We start from the raw sequence: 16,835 nt of genomic DNA, 5'->3' as shown, positions 1-16,835 counted from the left end.
TGCAGATTTCGCTTACTGAATAGGTGTCTGTAGAAATCGTGCAGTTTTGCAGATTTCGCTTACCCAATAGGCGTGTCTGGAGAAATGTGCAGTTTTGCGGATTTCGCCTTCCGGATAGACGTGTCTAGGGAAATGGTACAGTTGAAGGTGCAGCCTTTCGCCTGTAACGGCGGGTTCAGAGCCATAATTGCATTAAATTGATGTAGATTTGCAGGCTTCCCTGCCACGTTAGGCAGCTTCGGCGAAAATCCTGCATATTTGCATCTTCCAATATGCCCCGGAACGTTAGCGAGTCTTTGATGCTCCGGAACGTTAGCCGTGTCCTTGATGTTCTTGAACGTTAAGCGAGTCTTCCTCATGTAAGGTAAGGTTTGGGGATAATCCGGTCTTGCCCCGCGACGGAGCAGCGAGTTCCTGCTTCGGATGCCGGACATCCCGAATGCGTCCCGCAATGGAAACGCCCCCTGCGGCGCAAGGCTGCAGGGAGCGTTCCGTGCGATCTATTCGAAAAGGGGGAGAATGTCATGCTAGTATAGATTTCACCGCTTCCCAGGCGATTGAAACAGCAGTTCTATCCACTTTTGAAGGGGGCAATAAGGGGAGCTATGGCCAACGGGCATTTTCTTTTCGACATTTTCCGATATTTTTCAGTAACTTCCCGGGCCTGAAGTGATATAATGGCAATTAAAACCACGGCCCCGATGGAAAGGGCGGCATACGGAGGAGAGAGTAATGGGGACGGCTTATGATGCGGGATGGCTGCATGCGTTCGGCTCTGGAGATTATTTGCCCGAATTGCTCAACGTGATGGAGAACGGTTCGCGGGAGCAATCGGCAGATGCGGCCCATTCGCTATTCGAACAATTATGCAGCGACGGCAATGAGATGGATATCGCCGTCTGCGGGTTGATCCATTCGCTGATCGATATTTTGACCGTGCAGAACAAATCAGTGGCCAAGGCGACGATTTTGAACGGCATTGCCCAGGTGCTGCGTGTGACGGCGACCTGCCGGCTTCCGTTCGGCGTCACGCCGAACGCCCGGATCCGGGACGAGGCAGGGGAGGATGAAGCGGAGCAGTTGGCCGGACGGTGGCTGGCTGCCCTCCGGGATCGGTTCGCAGAGTGGACCGCCCTCCTGCATGAAGACGAGCAGACGGCGATTCAGGCCATCTATGTCATTCACTTGATGCAGGACGCAGCGCCGCAAGCAGAGGATATGCTGCTTGACGCTTCTCTGCATGGGGAATCGCACCGCGTTAGGCTGAACGGCCTAATTGCCCTTGCCGATTGCCGCCGCCGGCTTCATAAGCCGTTCAATCCTTCGCTTGCGTTCGGTCAACACCGCGACGATGCGAGCGAGGAAGCTGTCCGTTCCATCTGCATGGCGTTGACCGGGCAGGAGGGACTGGGACGGAACGAGTGGGAGCAGCTGATTCGAGGCTGCGCCTTGCCGCGGCTCGACCGGATTCAATTCCCGTGGGCAGACGGCGCCATCTCTTCCGTATGCGCCCAGGCTGCATGCCTGGCCCTTGCCCGAGCCGCATCGCGCGAGGAGCGGGCCGAATTTTGGATGAAGGCATTGGAACGGACGATTCAGGCACACCGCCAGCGCTCCCGGCAAGTCGTCTGGGAAATCGGGGCCTCGACAGTGCAATGGGATGAAGAGTGGCTGCAGTGGAATTGGAACGGGCCGATGCTGGTCGCAGACGGGATGCTGTCCTCCTTGTTCGCGGGGGGCCGCGGCACGGAGCCCGAGATCGAACCGGAAAATGAGCCGCTCGTCGTCGCGAAAGTGCTCAAGCTATGCCTGCAGTACCAGGTGGAGATGCCGAATGCCGGGCGCTATGGAGCAAGCCGTCTTATACGGAGTCTGTACCGTTATCTGACCTAGACCTCTACCTGACCTAGACCTCGTCGGCTGCGGCTGCAGGAAGGCCGCCTGAGGCGGCCCGCCTTCCCTCGGCTCGAGTGATCAGTGGCCGGTTGGCCGCAAGCGGAGAATCCTCTTATTTGTCTCTTGCCCGCTTATCGGGAAGCGGATTGACCGACTTGGCAACTTCGACGTTATCGTTCACGAAGGCCATGTCCTGGTTTTGGGCTTTCATTTTCGTTGTGCCTTTGTAGTTGCCGCGATGCGTTTTATTTTCCATCGTCTCTTGCACCTCTTTTCTTCCTAAGCTTATTGATACGGGCGGTTATCAAGGCCCGGTTCTTACTTTTTGCCGATGTCGGATGACTTATCCACTCGCCGCGCACAGGGAGCCGAACCCGGAATATGTAGACAATTCGGAAAAAATCCAGTCGATGACTAGGTTTTTTTTGTGTTGTTGGTTATAATGGTTAAGGAATTTTTGCGTCTTTTATACAGTAATGGTCAATGATAGGGCAGGCCTTGAATCCTGCTGGCACAATGGACTTATGGATAGAGCACATCGAATGAAGGAGTTGTCATTATAAATGGCTTTGAAAGCTGGTATCGTCGGACTGCCGAATGTCGGCAAATCGACATTGTTCAATGCGATTACGCAAGCGGGGGCGGAATCCGCCAACTACCCGTTCTGTACGATCGATCCGAATGTCGGCGTGGTTGAGGTTCCTGATGAGCGTCTGGACAAATTGACCGAGCTCGTCGTGCCGAACAAGACGGTGCCGACGGCATTCGAGTTCGTCGATATTGCCGGCCTTGTTCGCGGCGCGAGCAAGGGCGAAGGGCTCGGGAACAAGTTCCTGGCTCATATCCGCGAGGTGGACGCGATCGTTCACGTCGTTCGCTGCTTCGAGGATGAGAATATTACGCACGTGGACGGCAAAGTGAATCCAGTTAGCGATATCCAGACCATCAATCTGGAATTGATTCTGGCGGATCTTGAGTCGGTCGAGAAGCGTCTCGATCGGACGAAGAAGAACATGAAGAGCGGCGACAAGAAATTCGCCCAGGAGGCCGATGTCCTGGAGCGCCTCAAGGAAGTGCTGTACAATGATCAGCCGGCACGGAGCCTGGAACTGACCGATGACGAGAAGCTGCTCGTCCGCGATCTGCATCTGCTGACGATGAAGCCGGTGCTCTATGCGGCGAACGTAAGCGAGGATGGCGTGACGGAAGCGGACGCTAATCCGTATGTGCAGCAAGTACGCGACTTCGCGGCGCAGGAGAATGCGGAGGTCGTGCCGATCAGTGCCAAAGTTGAGGCGGAGATCGCGGAGCTGGACGGCGAGGACAAGGAGATGTTCCTGCAGGAGCTCGGGTTGGAAGAGTCCGGTCTGAACCGGCTCATCAAGGCGGCGTACCGTCTGCTTGGGCTGTATACGTACTTCACCGCGGGCGTACAGGAAGTGCGCGCGTGGACGATCCGCAAGGGCATGAAGGCGCCGCAGGCGGCGGGCGTCATCCATACCGACTTCGAGCGCGGCTTCATCCGGGCGGAAGTGGTGTCTTATGACGATCTGGTCGCGGCCGGATCGATGAACGTTGTGAAGGAGCAAGGCAAGCTGCGGCTGGAAGGCAAGGAATACGTCGTGCAGGACGGAGACGTCATGCACTTCCGGTTCAATGTATAGATAAGAGCATGCGCCGATTGCCCGGCAGCGGCATATTGCTGTTGGTAGCCTCAGGCAAGCCGGGTAATCGGGTAATTGAAAATAGAACGTTAGAAAGTTGCATATTAGAAAGAGGTGAACGTGATATGTTGGACCGTCTGCAATCTTTGGCGGATCGCTATGACAAATTGAGCGAGCTGCTGTGCGATCCGGATGTGGCGAACGATCCGAAGAAGCTGCGCGACTATTCGAAGGAACAGTCCGATTTACAGCCTGCGTACGAAGCCTATATGGAGTACAAAAACGTAATAAGCGAGCTGGATGCGGCGAAAGCCATGCTGCAGGAAAAGCTGGACGATGACATGCGCGAAATGGTGAAGATGGAGATCGAAGAGCTGGAGGAGCGCAAGGTCAAGCTGGAGGAGCGCATCCGCGTGCTGCTGCTCCCGAAGGACCCGAACGACGACAAGAACGTCATCGTCGAGATTCGCGGCGCTGCCGGCGGCGACGAAGCGGCGCTGTTCGCAGCTGATCTATACCGCATGTATACACGCTACGCCGATGCCCAGGGCTGGCGTACGGAACTGATGGAAGCGAATATCAGCGATCTGGGCGGATTCAAGGAAGTTATCTTCCTCGTCTCCGGCAAGGGCGCATACAGCAAGCTGAAGTACGAGAGCGGCGCGCATCGCGTGCAGCGCATTCCGGCGACGGAATCAGGCGGCCGCATTCACACTTCGACCTCGACCGTCGCCGTCATGCCGGAGATCGATGAAGTCGAAGTGGAGATTCTCGACAAGGACATTCGCGTCGATACGTTCTGTTCGTCCGGCGCCGGCGGGCAATCCGTCAACACGACGAAGTCGGCCGTGCGGGTAACCCACATCCCGACAGGCATCGTGGCGACCTGTCAGGACGGCAAGTCGCAGAACGACAACAAAGCGAAGGCCCTTCAAGTGCTGCGGGCCCGGATCTTTGATATCAAGCGGCAGGAAGAGGAAGCCAAATATGCGGGCGAACGGAAAAGCAAGGTCGGCACCGGCGATCGTAGCGAGCGCATTCGCACGTACAACTTCCCGCAGAGCCGCGTGACGGATCACCGTATCGGCCTGACGATGCATAAGCTGGATCAGGTGATGAACGGGGATATGGAAGAGATTATTCAGGCGCTGACGCTGACCGAACAGGCCGAGCTGATGGAGCGGGAGAATCACGCATGAGCCGGCCCGGCGGATCGGAGCAGGGAGCTCGGGGCTCCTTCCGCCTAGCCTGGCCGTTAACGATAAGAGAAGCCTGGGTGCAGGCTTCTTCTTTTTTGGCGGCTGGCGGGGTGGAGGATGCGCCGCATCATGCGGAGCTGCTGCTGCGCCATGTGCTTGGATGGGAGCGGGCAGCCTATCTCGTGCGGCTGCCCGATCCGATGCCCGAAGCGGCCTGCCGTCCGTACGAGGCCGCGATGGAACGGCGGGCCGGAGGCGAGCCGACCCAATATATTATCGGGGAGCAGCATTTCTATGGCCTGCCGTTCGCGGTGTCTCCGGACGTGCTGATTCCGCGCCCGGAGACGGAACTGCTGGTCGAGGCGATCATGGCCGAAGCGGATCGCCTCTGGCCGGCCGGGACCGCGCTGCGGGCGGCCGATATCGGCACCGGCAGCGGCGCCATCGCCTGCACGCTGGCCCATCTTCGGCCGTCCTGGCAGGTGACGGCGACCGATATCTCGCCCGCGGCGCTCCGCATGGCGCAATCCAACGCCGGGCAGCTTGGCGTAGCGGCGCGCCTGAGCTGGCGCGAGGGCGACCTGCTGGCGCCGCTTGCCGGCAGCGGATTGGACGTGCTCGTGTCCAACCCGCCGTATATCCCGGCTGCCGAGATTGGCGGGCTCATGCGCGAGGTGCGCGATTATGAGCCGCGCACGGCGCTGGACGGCGGAGCGGACGGGCTCGACCCGTACCGCCGCATCGTCGCCATGCTGCCGCTGCTGGACAGCCCGCCGCGCCTCATCGGCTTCGAGGTCGGCCAGGGCCAAGCCCGCGATGTCGCTGCGCTGCTGGAGGCGGCAGGGTACGGGGAGCGCCTCGTCATCGTGCCGGATCTGGCCGGCATCGAGCGCCATGTCATCGGCGTGCGCGCCTCGCGCCCGGAAGATGGGGAGGCGGCTGGCCGCGGTGGAGCGGAAGACGGCACGGAAGAATCAGGCCGCTGAGCGCAGGAGCCAAGAGCGGCTATCGATCGAATCTTTCAACGCATGCCTATAAGCGTGTAAATCTCTAGATAATATTATGTTACTTTTTGATAGAGTTCCTTTCCTTCGCAGCCTGTCTCCCAGGCGAGCCCGGGGGGAGGGACTCTATTTTTTTATTCTATGAATTGTGAATCAAGGACGTTTAATCGTGCCGCTGCCGGACATACTGATAGACAAGAGGCGCGCCCAACCTCACAAGGAGTAGAAGAACATGAAATCACGGATGTTCGTACTCGGTCTCCTGCTGGCCATCGTCGCCGCAGGGACGTGGATGCGTTGGGATCAAGGCCGCGCGGCAGCGGCTGTGGAAGAATCAGGCTTGGCAGGGAGAACAACGGCGGAAGCCGGACAGACAACGGCAGCGGCGATACCCGAGGATGCGATTCGGCTGCGCGTGCTGGCGAATTCGGATACGGACGACGATCAGCGGGTGAAGCGGCTGGTGCGGGATGGCATCGTCGAGGAATTGAACGGCTGGACAGGGCAGCAAACCGCTCCGCAGACGCGGGAGGAGGCCAGGGAATTCATCGCCGCCCATCTCAAGGAGCTGGAGAACACGGTCGCCCGAACGCTGGCGGATGAAGGCATGCCGTATTCGGCGAGGCTGACGCTAGGCGAGGTGCCGTTCCCAGCGAAGCTGTACGGCGGCCAGGTTTATCCGGCGGGCATGTACGAAGCGCTGCTCGTTACGCTGGGCGCGGGGGAAGGCCAGAACTGGTGGTGCGTACTGTTCCCGCCGCTCTGCTTCATTGATGGCGATACGGGCCAGGCGAAGGCGGAGGACTCCGGTGCCGGAAGCGAAATCGTCTCATCGGCAGCAACGGGGCAGGATGTAGCTTCAGCGGGCGAGGCCAGCGGGACGGCCGGGGTGGACGGCGGTTCTGCCGGTCCGGGAGCGGAGCCAAGTACGGATGGCGGAACAGAAGTGCGCTTCTTTTTGTGGGATATGCTGGTAAGCTTGCTGCAATGGCTGGCAGAGGTGTGGAATGCTCTTATCGGTTAAATTATAGGTTCCTCTGTATGCCATTGGTTCGCTATCGGATTTCTTAGGTTGCCGACCGTCGCGGGCGGGCGGGGCGGGTCCGCATGCTGGACGAGCTCTCGGCAATTATGGTACAACTAGAAGAAGACATCAATTCGACGGGATGGACTGGGAGATGCCGAAGCTCTTTTGGCATCTTTCTTGCGTTGATCCCCATCTGAGAGAATAAGGAATGAACGTCATGAATCGATTCAATGAACCGAAGCTAGCCGACCAGGACCAGGCTGCGGAGGGTACGGCAGGCCTTGAGGAAGAAGCGACGAAGCGCTGGACGGTCGACGCCGCGCAGCCGCTGGAGGGACAGCCGGCTATTAGGGAGGCGGCTGCTCTGCTGGCTGCGGGGGGGACGGTCGCCTTTCCGACCGAGACGGTCTACGGCCTCGGCGCCGACGCGCGCGATACGCGGGCCGTCGAACGCATCTTCGCGGCCAAGGGGCGCCCGTCCGACAATCCGCTCATCGTGCATATCGCCGATATGGCGATGCTGGATGAGCTGGTCGAGCCGTTCGGCGGTACGGCGCGGCGCCTAATGGACCGCTTTTGGCCCGGCCCGCTTACGATCGTGCTGCCGGCGCGCCCCGGAGCCGTCTCGCCGCGGGTGACGGCGGGCCTCGATACGGTCGGTGTCCGCATGCCGGCGCATGATACGGCGCTGGCCTTGATCCGCGCCGCCGCTTGCCCGGTAGCTGCGCCAAGCGCCAACCGTTCCGGCCGCCCGAGCCCGACGCGGGCCGAGCATGTCGCCGAGGATCTGGACGGCCGCATCGGCGGCATCGTCGACGGCGGACCGACCGGCGTGGGCGTCGAATCGACCGTCGTGGAGCTGCACGGCGAACGCATCCATGTGCTGCGCCCCGGCGGCGTGACGATCGCCATGCTGCGCGAGATTGCCGCCGATATCACGATCGACCCGGCTGTCGATCCGGTCGGCGCACTGGCGGAGCCCGCGGCGCAGGTAGCCGGCGGGACGTTAGCTGCGCCGCGCTCCCCGGGCATGAAATATGCCCACTATGCGCCTCAAGGCACACTCGCGATCGTGCAGAGCGCCTCGCCGGAAGCCGCGGCCCGCCGCATCCAGGCGGAGCTCGACGCCGCCCGCGAGCGCGGGGAGCGCACCGGCGTGCTCGCCTTCACCGAGCATGCCGCGGCCTACCGCGCGGATGTCGTCGTCCCGCTGGGCAGCTTGTCCGCGCCGGAGGAGGCTGCGCACCGGCTGTATGAAGGGCTGCGCCGCTTCGACGAGGAAGGGGTCGGCTTCATTATGGCGGAAGCCTGTTCCACCGAAGGGATCGGATTGGCGGTCATGAACCGGCTGCTGAAGGCCGCCGGCCACCGCGTTATCCGCTGCTGAACGAGCGGGATACCCGCCGGCTTCCCCGTCTCCCGCCTTCAAGGACTTGTCATCATTGCCTCCTTGTCCGCATACGCTGATCTCAGACGATGGACAAGGGGAGAACGCGATGTGGGAGACGGCAGTACCGGCAGGTCAGTGGATCACAATAATCGTCATGGCCGTGGCACTCGGTTTTGACGCCTTTTCACTTTGTCTAGGCCTCGGCATGAGAGGGGTGCGCTCGATGGAGATGCTCCGCATCAGCGGAATTATCGCGCTGTTCCATGTCGCGATGCCGCTGCTTGGCGTCTTGACGGGCCATTATGTCAGCTCCATTCTTGGACATGTGGCGGTGATGGCCGCCGGCGGGCTGCTCATTATGCTGGGCGGACATATGATCTTAAGTTCTTTTCGGAGCGGCTCCCCAGGCACTTTCTATGAGATGTCGATCTGGGGAACGCTGCTGTTCGCTTTGAGCGTAAGCGTCGATTCGTTCTCCGTCGGCGTGTCGCTAGGCATGTTCCATACGAATCTCATGGTGACCATCGTTGCGTTCGGTCTGGCCGGGGGAGCGATGTCTGTGATTGGATTGGTGCTCGGCCAGCGGGTCGGAGCCACTATCGGCGAGTACGGGGAAGCGGTCGGAGGAGTGATTTTGCTCACCTTCGGCATTCTCTTTTTGCTGCCGTAGCGGTTGAACTGTGAATCGAAGAGACATTCGGGTACGATATGGATGATAGGACCCTCTCCTTGGGGGAGTGGTCATGACGACGAACGTGACAACATCCGCCGTTGATGCAGTGGACGGAGTTATCGATAAGCAGGGAGCCGGGACGCTCGCAGCCGTGCTGCCTTGCCGAAAATAGAATCACATACCATCCAAAGGAGTGACGGCCGATGAACCGGATATTATTCGTATGTACAGGCAACACCTGCCGCAGTCCGATGGCGGAAGCGATGCTCCGCCAGTTAGCCGCCGAACGGGGGCTGGAGCTGGAGGTCAAGTCGGCGGGCGTATCGGCATGGGATGGGACGCCGATGTCGAATCATGCCGCCGCCGTGCTGAAGGAGCACCATGTCGAGGGGTACGAGACGTTCGCTTCGACGGCGCTGAAGGAAGCCGAGGTGGCTTGGGCTGATCTCATCTTGACGCTGACCGTCGGCCATAAGCGCCATGTGCTGCAGCGATTCCCCGCTGCGGCCGACAAGACATATACACTGAGGGAATACGCGGAGCCGGGAGAAGGTGGATCCGGGGAACGCAATCGGCTGCAGGAACTGGCCGCCGAGCTGCAGCTGAGGCAGGCGCTGGGACAGGAACCGACGCCGGAGGAACGGGCGAAGCTGGCCGAACTGGAGCGGCTCTGCCCGAATCCGGATGTCGCGGACCCGTTCGGCGGTTCGCTGGAGGAATATCGGATGACCGCGATGCAGATTCGGGAGGCGCTTCTCGTCGTGATGGACAAGCTGGCCCCGCCTGACACAAAGTGATTGCATTTCTGCGGCGCATCCCTTATTATCGGAAATAGATGAATGGCACTCGGTGTAACTGGCGACGGAAGTGGGAGAACCACGGTGGAGCATCGAGTGATATACGGCCGGTCGCCTGGGCGAAAGAGCAATGCATGGTTAAGGCCATGCTATGCTCTTTTTTTCTTTTTCGAGAGGTGGTTCAAAGCAGATACGGGAGGGATGCACCCCCTTGTTCCGATGCCAGCAGGAGAGAATCGAGCTTTCGGCAAAATGATGTCGAAGATGCGGGCCAACCGTTCGAAAATTGGTTATAATGGACAGACAGCATATTGTTTCCTGGAGGGCCCTGGGCCTCCCCGAGGGAATGATGGGATGGAGGGAACGTACATGAAAATTGCAATTGGAGCGGATCACGCAGGTGTGAAGCTGAAGGATGGTATTATCGCGGTCATTCGCGAACTGGGGCATGAGACGGAGGATCTTGGCTGCCATTGCACCGATTCAGTCGATTATCCGGATTATGCCGTGCCTGTCGCCGAGAAGGTGGCTGCGGGCGAAGCTGATCGAGGAATTCTCATCTGCGGAACCGGGATTGGCATGTCCATCGCCGCGAACAAGGTGCCTGGCGTGCGCTGCGCGCTTGTACATGATCTGTTCTCCGCGAAGGCGACGCGGGAGCATAATGATTCGAACGTGCTCGCCATGGGGGAACGGGTTATCGGCCCTGGTCTGGCGGAAGAGATCGTTCGCGTCTGGCTCGGCACGGAATTCAGTCAAGGGGAGCGCCATGCAGGCCGCATCCGCAAGGTGGTGGAAGCCGAGCGCAAGTACAACCCGGCGCCGTAGCGCATCAGCGAGGAGGAAGCGACATGAATTCTTCTTATGAGCGGCAGGCCGAGCAGGCTGCCCGGGAACTGGCAGCTGCAGCGAAGCTTGCTCCGGGCCAATTGGTCGTCATCGGCTGCAGCACAAGCGAAGTGGCCGGCGCGCGGATCGGCACGGCCGGCACGCTTGACGTGGCCCGAATGCTGTTCGACGGGCTGAATGTGCTGCGGACCGAGTTCGGCCTGCAGCTCGCTTTTCAATGCTGCGAGCACCTGAACCGCGCGCTGGTCGTAGAGCGCCGCACGCTGGAGCAATTCCGGCTGGAGGAGGCCGCCGCGGTGCCTGTCCCGCATGCGGGCGGTTCAATGGCGGCACAGGCGTACCGCATGCTGCCGGACGCATGTCTGGCCGAATCCATCGAGGCGCATGCAGGCATCGACATCGGCGAGACGCTGATCGGCATGCATTTGCGCCGCGTGGCCGTTCCGCTGCGAACGGAGCTCCGCGCCATCGGCAGGGCCAGGGTGACGATGGCGTCGACGCGGCCGAAGCTGATTGGCGGCGAGCGGGCGGTCTACCGTTGGCTGGACGATAGCGGAGCTTCATGCGACTGACGCGGTTCGCGGCCTGTTTTCGCAAGGTTGATTTTTAATTATGATGAACGATGAAATGGGAGGGCTTGGCTAATGGTAGAACATTTACGACAATCGGATCCGGAAGTGCTGAAAGCGATGGATTTGGAGCTGCAGCGTCAGCGGAACAATATCGAGCTTATCGCTTCGGAAAATATCGTAAGCGAAGCGGTCATGGAAGCGATGGGGACCGTCCTGACGAATAAATATGCGGAAGGCTATCCAGGCAAGCGCTACTATGGCGGCTGCGAGCATGTCGACATCGTGGAGGACATTGCGCGCAACCGCGCGAAGGAGCTGTTCGGGGCCGAGCACGCGAATGTGCAGCCGCATTCCGGCGCGCAAGCGAACATGGCAGTCTATCTGGCAGCATTGAAGCCGGGAGACACGGTCCTTGGCATGAATCTGGCGCATGGCGGCCACTTGACCCACGGCAGCCCGGTCAATGCTTCAGGCTTATTGTATAACTTCGTGGCTTATGGCGTAGAGGAGGACACGTTCCTCATCGATTATGACAAGGTACGCAAAGCCGCGTTCAAGCATCGTCCGAAAATGATCGTTGCCGGCGCCAGCGCCTACCCTCGTATCATCGATTTCGAAGCGCTCGGCTCCATCGCCAATGACGTAGGGGCATTGTTCATGGTCGATATGGCGCATATCGCCGGACTGGTGGCCGCGGGTCTGCATCCAAGCCCGGTTCCGCATGCGCACTTCGTGACGACGACGACGCACAAGACGCTTCGCGGTCCGCGCGGCGGAATGATTCTATGCCGTTCGGCCTGGGCGCAGGCGATCGACAAAGCCGTCTTCCCGGGCACGCAGGGCGGTCCGCTCATGCATGTGATTGCTTCCAAGGCAGTCGCGCTGGGCGAAGCGCTGCAGCCTTCCTTCAAGCAATATGCGGCACAGGTCATCGAGAACGCGAAAGTGCTGGCGGCGACTCTGGTCGAAGAAGGGCTGAACATCGTATCCGGCGGCACCGACAATCATCTGATGCTGATTGACACGCGCAACGTTAACATTACCGGCAAGGATGCGGAGAAGGTGCTGGACTCGGTCGGCATTACCGTGAATAAAAACGCGATTCCGTTCGATCCGACGAGTCCGTTCATCACAAGCGGCATCCGCATCGGCACGCCGGCTGCGACTTCGCGCGGCATGGATGTCGAGGCGATGCGCACGATCGGCAAGGTGATTGCCATGACGCTGAAAAACCCGGCCGACGAAGCAACGCTGGCGACAGCGCGCCGGATGGTGCAGGAGCTGACGGCGCAATACCCGCTGTATCAGACGCTCAAATATTAATCGGCATAGATACGTAGTACGGCTTTCCCCGAAGCGGCAGCTTTGGGGAGGGCCTATTTTTTTATGGGGGGAAATGCGGTTGTCAGCCTTATAGCCGCTATCCCCACAGCTCATAAATGACGTCTTTACCGAGTTGGCCTTCGTATGGTTCGTATGCTCCCTCCCAACCCTTGTCCTTTTCAAACCTGATTAGATGGGAGAGCAGCGTAAAGGACGGCAGGGACGATACATCTGACGAGATGGGAGAGTAGTGTAAAGAGCGGCAAAGGAGATAAATCTGACTCAAGGGGAGAGCGGCACAAAGGATAACAAAGAGACGAGATTGGACGGAGAAAATGTAAAAAGGACACAAACTTTATTTTTGATCCAGGTATAACCAGAGGTTGGGATGTCACTAATAGGGATAGAGCCGATGTGTTACGATCGGTCAGGCGACAAATGGGAGTCATAAAGTGATCTGGAAAACGTGCAGATACAAGGCGGGAATGTTATAATAGGCCTGTTTGACGATGAATAAGAATCGCTGGACATTTTCTAGCAAGCAACATGAGTAAAAAGCGGAGGGACATGTTATATGGGCAAATTGATCATTTGCGATCATCCTTTGATTCAACACAAATTGACACTGATTCGTGACAAGCGCACGAACACGAAAGATTTCCGCGAGTTGGTCGACGAGGTCGCGACACTAATGGCGTATGAGATTACGCGCGAACTTCCACTGCAGACATCCACTGTGGAGACGCCGGTGGCGGAGACGGAATGCAAGGTCATTTCCGGCCGCATGCTTGGCTTGATTCCGATTCTGCGGGCCGGCCTGGGCATGGTGGAAGGGGTAGTGAAGCTGATTCCGGGGGCCAAAATCGGACATGTCGGTCTATTCCGCGATCCAGAGACGTTGAAGCCTGTTGAATACTACACGAAGCTGCCGACCGATGTGCATGAGCGGGCGCTTATCGTCATCGATCCGATGCTGGCGACCGGCGGATCGGCGATTGCTGCCATTGATGCGCTGAAGAATCGCGAATGCACCCAGATTAAGCTGATGTGCCTCATTGCGGCGCCGGAAGGGGTCAAGGCGGTTCAGGATGCGCATCCTGACGTCGATATTTATTTGGCCGCGCTGGACGAGCGTCTGGACGACCACGGCTACATTGTGCCGGGATTGGGCGATGCGGGCGACCGGCTTTTCGGTACGAAATAAGGCATATCGCTAAAAGAATGTGGCATAACATGCCGATAATAGGGTAATAGCATGCCGATAATATGGAAATAGCGGAGGAGAGCGAAATGTCGAAACTGAAAGTGATGACGGTGTTCGGTGTCCGCCCGGAGGCGATCAAGATGGCGCCTCTCATTCTGGAATTGCAAAAGCATCCGGACCAGATCGAATCGATCGTCTGCGTGACGGCCCAGCACCGTCAAATGCTTGATCAAGTGCTGGACGTATTCAACATTCGGCCGGATTACGATTTGGACATTATGCAGGCCCAGCAGTCGCTGAACGATATTACGATCAGGGTGCTGCAAGGGCTGGAGCCGGTGCTGAAGGAGGCGAAGCCGGACATCGTGCTTGTGCACGGCGATACGCTGACGACCTTCTTGGCCAGCTATGCCGCATTCATGCAGCAGATTCCAGTCGGTCACGTCGAGGCGGGATTGCGCACATGGAACAAGCTGTCGCCTTATCCGGAAGAGATGAACCGGCAGTTGACCGGGGTGTTGGCGGACTTGCATTTTGCTCCGACAGAATGGTCCGCGAACAACCTGAAGCAGGAGAACAAGAAAGAATCATCGATATATGTCACAGGCAACACAATAACAGATGTGTTTCAATATACAGTACGTTCCGATTACACCCATGAGGTGCTGGAATGGGCACAGGGCAAGCGCCTCGTGCTGATGACGGCTCACCGCCGGGAATCGCAAGGGGAGCCGCATCGCAATATTTTCCGTGCCGTGCGGCGCATCGCCGACGAATTCGAGGATATCGCGATTGTCTATCCGGTGCATCCAAGCCCGGCTGTTCGTGTTCCGGCACATGAGATGCTGGGCAATCACCCGCGGATCAAGCTTATCGAGCCGCTCGATGTCGCTGATTTTCACAACATCTATCCGCACACGCATCTTATCCTTACGGATTCCGGCGGCATGCAAGAAGAGGCGCCGTCCTTTGGCGTACCCGTACTTGTGCTTCGGGGCACAACCGAGCGCCCGGAAGGCATTGAAGCGGGCACGCTGGAGCTTGTCGGCACGGACGAAGAGAAGGTGTATAGCCGAACCAAACAATTGTTGACCGATCAGGAGCTATATTCCCGGATGAGCCAAGCGGCGAATCCATACGGGGACGGGAAAGCATCCCGGCGTATTGTCAGTGCGATTCTTCACAGTTTCGGGCGGCAAGCGGAGCGTCCGGAGTTTTTTCACACAAAGTTCACAATTTGAATTCGGAGCATCTTCTATACCCTAACGTACCAGCATACAGTGATACTGTACGGTTTACGCGGATTTTTACGACATCGAGAGACAAAATACAACGTTTTCATCCTTATAAATACAAGGTTTTAACGAATTGACAAAATCTCGTATTGTTCAGTAAAATGAATGGGAATTATTAGCCTATGAAGACTTCGAAACGCAATGACAGCGCTTGGTTCATCGCTCTCAGCATCGGCGGGGCCGGTGTCACGCTCGCCGTGTACATCGTCATCGGATACTTTGCGGGGAAATGGCTGGCGCAAATGTTGGACGGGCCCAAGCTGTGGATGGCCGTCGGCATGATCGCCGGGATGTGTCTCGGCATCATGAACATTATTTATTTTGTAAGGAAGTTCATGGGGGAACAAGATGAATGATATGACTTCGATTGTCCATGCCGTGACCAGGGTGGCCTTCATCCTGATGTCGATGTTCCTTCTCGTATGGGCTTTTTCACCGGAGCACCGCCCTTATGCAGCCGGCTTGACGCTAGGAACCGTCGTCGGTCTCATTAATGCGCGCTATTTGTCGATGAAGGTGAGACAATTGGCCGAACTTGCCGCCAGTCATACAAGGCAAAGATTCAGTCTTGGGCTCGTTACGAGAATGTGTATCGTTCTCTTGGCCGTGATGATCGGCATGAAGTTCGAACAGGTCTCGCTCGTATCGACTATAGTTGGACTGATATTCATGCAAGTCGTGACCATTATCGTCAGCGTCATTATGGAATGGAGAAAAGGTGAATAAGCAGCTTATTGGAAAGGGGTGAACACATTTATGCACTCATCACCGATTATTGAGGTTGGCGGGCTACAGTTGGATTTATCCATCATACTCACGCTTCTCATCAGTGTAGTCGTCGTATTCATCATTGCTCGATTGGCCGTCCGTAATCTGTCGGTCGAGAACCCTTCCAAAATGCAGAACTTCATGGAATGGGTTGTCGAATTCGTACAGGGGATTATCGGCAGCGCAATGGATTTCAAGAAAGGGAAGGCATACATCTCCTTGGGGATGACGCTTATCTTGTTTATTTTCGTATCCAACCTGCTGGGATTGCCGTTCGCGGTCATCACGGAGGCGGACCATCCGGTAACGATCTTCGGCAAGGAGATCATTACGACGAGCCAAGAGGTCTTCAATGACCTCGCTGCCAAAGGCAAACCGGAGCACGTCCACCTGCTATGGTATAAGTCGCCTACAGCGGATGTTTCCGTAACCTTCGGTCTGGCGTTCATGGTTTTCGTCATTGTGAATTTCCTGGGCCTGAAGAAAAATCGCAAGCATTACTTGAAGCATTATCTCGAGCCGTTCCCGATTTTCCTTCCATTGAACATTGTGGAGAATCTGGCGAAGCCGATCGCGCTTGGCATCCGTCTTTACGCGAACATCTTCGCGGGGGAGATTCTGATATCGACGCTTATCGGAGCGGGCATCTTCGGTCTTCCGTTCCTCGCGGCGTGGCAAGGCTTCAGTATCTTTATCGGCGCGTTGCAAGCCTTTATCTTCACGATGCTAACGATGGTGTACATCGGGCAAGCATCCATACATGAAGAACATTAACAAACTCTGCCGAATCCATCATTTTTGATGAGCTACTTCGGGTGAGACATATACACACAAGCAATTCACAAATACATGAATTTGAGGAGGACTTTTCAAATGGAAATGGGTATGTTAGCAGCAGCAATTGCAGTAGGTTTGGGCGCATTGGGCGCAGGTCTTGGTAACGGTATGATCGTAAGCCGTACGGTGGAGTCGATTGCCCGCCAACCGGAAGCCCGCAACATGTTGCAAACGACCATGTTTATCGGTGTCGGTATCGTCGAGGTTATTCCACTTGCAGCTACAGTTATCGCATTCCTGGCAATGTTCTCTTAATGAATAGTGAAACGGTCTGGCGGGGAAGGCCGATGCCATCCGCGCCTTCGTTTTGTACTTGCGCGTCATGTTAACGGAAAGG

General features: G+C 57.6%; 18 protein-coding genes and 1 riboswitch. Of the genes, 17 read left to right on the top strand and 1 reads right to left on the bottom strand.

Going from position 1 to position 16,835, the window contains the following annotated elements; all coding sequences use genetic code 11:
* Nucleotides 1–732 precede the first annotated feature (732 nt).
* On the top strand, nucleotides 733–1,893 hold the full coding sequence (locus tag FLT43_RS15010) for a hypothetical protein (protein ID WP_087444391.1): 1,161 nt from the start codon (nucleotides 733–735) through the stop codon (nucleotides 1,891–1,893).
* Nucleotides 1,894–2,008: 115 nt separating this feature from the next.
* Here the strand turns inward: FLT43_RS15010 and FLT43_RS29345 are convergent, their stop codons facing one another.
* The gene (locus FLT43_RS29345; RefSeq protein WP_164776518.1) at nucleotides 2,009–2,152 is read right to left on the bottom strand and encodes a hypothetical protein; all 144 of its coding nucleotides are present in this window, start codon (nucleotides 2,150–2,152) and stop codon (nucleotides 2,009–2,011) included.
* 307 nt (nucleotides 2,153–2,459) lie between these two features.
* Here FLT43_RS29345 and ychF point away from each other — a divergent pair, with 307 nt between their 5' ends.
* The 16 genes from ychF (at nucleotide 2,460) to atpE (ending at nucleotide 16,753) form a co-directional block, all read left to right on the top strand.
* A complete protein-coding gene (gene ychF, locus FLT43_RS15005; protein WP_087444390.1) occupies nucleotides 2,460–3,560 on the top strand; it encodes a redox-regulated ATPase YchF in 1,101 nt (366 codons plus the stop codon).
* A 125-nt stretch (nucleotides 3,561–3,685) separates the two neighbouring features.
* Nucleotides 3,686–4,759: a peptide chain release factor 1 gene (gene prfA, locus FLT43_RS15000; RefSeq protein ID WP_087444389.1), complete on the top strand. Its 1,074-nt coding sequence runs from the start codon at nucleotides 3,686–3,688 to the stop codon at nucleotides 4,757–4,759.
* Nucleotides 4,756–5,745 (top strand): peptide chain release factor N(5)-glutamine methyltransferase, encoded by a 990-nt coding sequence (gene prmC / locus FLT43_RS14995; protein ID WP_087444388.1) that lies wholly within the window; start codon nucleotides 4,756–4,758, stop codon nucleotides 5,743–5,745. Before prfA ends, prmC begins: the two co-directional genes overlap by 4 nt.
* Before the next feature lie 250 nt (nucleotides 5,746–5,995).
* Nucleotides 5,996–6,787, top strand: coding sequence for a stage II sporulation protein R (gene spoIIR / locus FLT43_RS14990; protein ID WP_164776520.1), 792 nt, complete (start codon nucleotides 5,996–5,998; stop codon nucleotides 6,785–6,787).
* 211 nt (nucleotides 6,788–6,998) lie between these two features.
* On the top strand, nucleotides 6,999–8,177 hold the full coding sequence (locus FLT43_RS14985) for an L-threonylcarbamoyladenylate synthase (RefSeq protein WP_087444387.1): 1,179 nt from the start codon (nucleotides 6,999–7,001) through the stop codon (nucleotides 8,175–8,177).
* Nucleotides 8,178–8,286: 109 nt separating this feature from the next.
* Nucleotides 8,287–8,850 (top strand): manganese efflux pump MntP, encoded by a 564-nt coding sequence (locus FLT43_RS14980; protein ID WP_087444386.1) that lies wholly within the window; start codon nucleotides 8,287–8,289, stop codon nucleotides 8,848–8,850.
* Nucleotides 8,851–9,056: 206 nt separating this feature from the next.
* Entirely contained in the window at nucleotides 9,057–9,650 is a 594-nt protein-coding gene (locus FLT43_RS14975; protein ID WP_087444385.1) for a low molecular weight protein arginine phosphatase, read from the top strand.
* 44 nt (nucleotides 9,651–9,694) lie between these two features.
* Nucleotides 9,695–9,778, top strand: a riboswitch (ZMP/ZTP riboswitch).
* Nucleotides 9,779–10,019: 241 nt separating this feature from the next.
* Nucleotides 10,020–10,478, top strand: a complete 459-nt coding sequence (gene rpiB, locus FLT43_RS14970) for a ribose 5-phosphate isomerase B (RefSeq protein WP_087444384.1) — start codon at nucleotides 10,020–10,022, stop codon at nucleotides 10,476–10,478.
* A 23-nt stretch (nucleotides 10,479–10,501) separates the two neighbouring features.
* On the top strand, nucleotides 10,502–11,071 hold the full coding sequence (locus tag FLT43_RS14965; protein WP_087444383.1) for a TIGR01440 family protein: 570 nt from the start codon (nucleotides 10,502–10,504) through the stop codon (nucleotides 11,069–11,071).
* Between the two features lie 72 nt (nucleotides 11,072–11,143).
* Nucleotides 11,144–12,394, top strand: a complete 1,251-nt coding sequence (locus FLT43_RS14960) for a serine hydroxymethyltransferase (protein ID WP_087444382.1) — start codon at nucleotides 11,144–11,146, stop codon at nucleotides 12,392–12,394.
* 574 nt (nucleotides 12,395–12,968) lie between these two features.
* Nucleotides 12,969–13,598 (top strand): uracil phosphoribosyltransferase, encoded by a 630-nt coding sequence (upp, locus tag FLT43_RS14955; RefSeq protein ID WP_087444381.1) that lies wholly within the window; start codon nucleotides 12,969–12,971, stop codon nucleotides 13,596–13,598.
* An 86-nt stretch (nucleotides 13,599–13,684) separates the two neighbouring features.
* A complete protein-coding gene (gene wecB, locus FLT43_RS14950; protein ID WP_087444380.1) occupies nucleotides 13,685–14,839 on the top strand; it encodes a non-hydrolyzing UDP-N-acetylglucosamine 2-epimerase in 1,155 nt (384 codons plus the stop codon).
* Nucleotides 14,840–15,015: 176 nt separating this feature from the next.
* Nucleotides 15,016–15,249: an AtpZ/AtpI family protein gene (locus tag FLT43_RS14945; protein ID WP_087444379.1), complete on the top strand. Its 234-nt coding sequence runs from the start codon at nucleotides 15,016–15,018 to the stop codon at nucleotides 15,247–15,249.
* Nucleotides 15,242–15,619: an ATP synthase subunit I gene (locus tag FLT43_RS14940; RefSeq protein WP_087444378.1), complete on the top strand. Its 378-nt coding sequence runs from the start codon at nucleotides 15,242–15,244 to the stop codon at nucleotides 15,617–15,619. The genes FLT43_RS14945 and FLT43_RS14940 overlap by 8 nt, the downstream gene beginning before the upstream one ends.
* A 30-nt stretch (nucleotides 15,620–15,649) precedes the next feature.
* A complete protein-coding gene (atpB, locus tag FLT43_RS14935; RefSeq protein ID WP_087444377.1) occupies nucleotides 15,650–16,435 on the top strand; it encodes a F0F1 ATP synthase subunit A in 786 nt (261 codons plus the stop codon).
* Nucleotides 16,436–16,540: 105 nt separating this feature from the next.
* Entirely contained in the window at nucleotides 16,541–16,753 is a 213-nt protein-coding gene (gene atpE / locus FLT43_RS14930; RefSeq protein ID WP_005544835.1) for a F0F1 ATP synthase subunit C, read from the top strand.
* Nucleotides 16,754–16,835: the final 82 nt, after the last annotated feature.

Source organism: Paenibacillus thiaminolyticus (assembly GCF_007066085.1).
In the GTDB taxonomy this organism is placed as follows: Bacteria; Bacillota; Bacilli; order Paenibacillales; family Paenibacillaceae; genus Paenibacillus_B; species Paenibacillus_B thiaminolyticus.
Note: the sequence above shows the minus strand (reverse complement) of the source record. Positions and strands in the feature narration are given on the sequence as shown.